The sequence below is a fragment of the Parachitinimonas caeni genome (assembly GCF_030129945.1).
GTDB lineage: Bacteria > Pseudomonadota > Gammaproteobacteria > Burkholderiales > Chitinimonadaceae > Parachitinimonas > Parachitinimonas caeni.
This window is the reverse complement of sequence record NZ_JARRAF010000112.1, coordinates 1-1,947: the sequence shown is the minus strand read 5'-3', so window position 1 is coordinate 1,947 and position 1,947 is coordinate 1. Positions and strand designations below refer to the sequence as shown.

The window sequence follows — 1,947 nt, the reverse complement described above, 5'->3', positions numbered from 1 at the left end:
TGGGCGATGACGCCCTCCTGTTCCGCAGCATGACCCTGCGCGATGCGCTCTCCACCGTGTTCGAGGCCGAGATCGAAGTCCTGTCGAAGAAACCCGACATCAACTTCGAAGCGCTGCTCGGGCATCCGGTCTCGCTCGACATCGAACTGCAGGATGGCAGCGAACGCCAGATCTGCGGCCACGTCACCCGCTTCGCCCAGATCGGCCGGGAAGGCGACTACCACCGCTACCATGCTTCGGTCCGGCCCTGGCTCTGGTTCCTCTCCCGCACCACCGACTGCCGGGTGTTCCAGAACCTGACCGTGCCCGAGATCATCAAGCAGGTGTTCGGCGATCATGGCGTGGCCGTGTTCAAGGATCGCCTCACTGCCAGCTATCCGCAGCGCGTCTACACCATCCAGTACCGTGAATCCGACCTGAACTTCGTGTCGCGGCTGATGGAAGAAGAAGGCATCTACTATTACTTCGAGCACGGCGGCGGCAAACATACCCTGGTATTGGCCGATGGCATTGCCAGCCACAGCCCGGCCCCCGGTTTTGAACAAGTCCCGTTCTATCTGGGTGGGCAGGATGGCGGCATGACCGTCAACCGCGAACATATGGCCCACTGGCGCACCGAGAAATCCGTACAGCCGGCCGACTACGTGCTCAACGACTACGACTTCCTCAAGCCCAAGGCCGACCTCAAGGTCAAAGCCATCGTGGACCGCGAACACCCGCAGGCCAAGCACGAAATCTACGACTACCCCGGCCAATACGTGGACCCCGGCGTCGGCGAGCACTACGCCCGGGTCCGTATCGACGAACTGCAGGCCCGGCATGAACGGGTGGTCGGCCAAGGCCCGGTGCGCGGCTTGCCGGTCGGTTATCTGTTCAGCCTGACCGAGCACCCGCGTGGCGACCAGAACCGGCAATATCTGGTGGCCCAAGCCACCCTGCACCTGTCCGAATCCGACTACCGCTCCGGTGGCGGCGAGTGGGAAGCCCAGGTCGATATCCAGGCCCTGCCCTCCAACCTGCCGTTCCGGCCCGAGCGCAGCACGCCGAAACCCATCGTGCAAGGCCCACAAACCGCCGTCATCGTCGGCCCGGCTGGCGAAGAGATCTGGACCGACGAACATGCGCGGGTCAAGGTGCAGTTCCACTGGGACCGCCGGGGCAAGAAAAACGACCAGTCCAGCTGCTGGGTGCGGGTCTCGCAACCCTGGGCCGGCCAGAACTTCGGCATGGTGGCGATTCCGCGCATCGGTCAGGAAGTGGTGGTCAGCTTCCTCGAAGGTGACCCGGATCAACCCCTGATCACCGGCCGTGTCTACAACGCCGACCAGATGCCACCGTGGGACTTGCCCGGCAACAAGACCCAGTCCGGTATTCTCAGCCGCTCCAGCCAGGGCGGCCACTACGACCACGCCAACGCCCTGCGCTTCGAAGACAAGAAGGGCGCCGAAGAAGTCTGGCTGCACGCCGAGAAGGATCAGCGGATCGAGGTTGAGCATGATGAGAGCCATTGGGTCGGCAATGACCGGCGCAAGACCATCGACCGCGACGAGACCACGATTGTCCACCGCCACCGCACTGAGACGGTGGATGGCAATGAAACCATCACCGTTCACCAGAACCGGACGGAGACGGTGGATCAGAATGAAACCCTCACCATCCACCAGCACCGCAAGGAACGGGTCGATCACAACGAAACCATCTCGATTGGCGATAACCGCAATGAGGACGTGGGCAAGAATGAGTCGGTAACGATCGGCAAGAACCAGTCCCTGTCGGTGGGCAGCAGCCGTGACAAGCAGATAGGCAGGAATGAGCAGGACAAGATCAGCAAGAACTGGTCGATCAAGGTCGGCCAGCTCAAGACCGAGACGGTTGGCATGGCCTATATGCAGAACGTCGGCCTGGCCAAGATGATGACCATCGGCATGGCTTACAACGTCAATGTCG

General features: G+C 62.0%; 1 protein-coding gene. It reads left to right on the top strand.

The features are described from left to right. The coding region (locus PZA18_RS23805) for a type VI secretion system Vgr family protein (RefSeq protein ID WP_284103386.1) at positions 1–1,947 on the top strand (1,947 nt) is incomplete at both ends.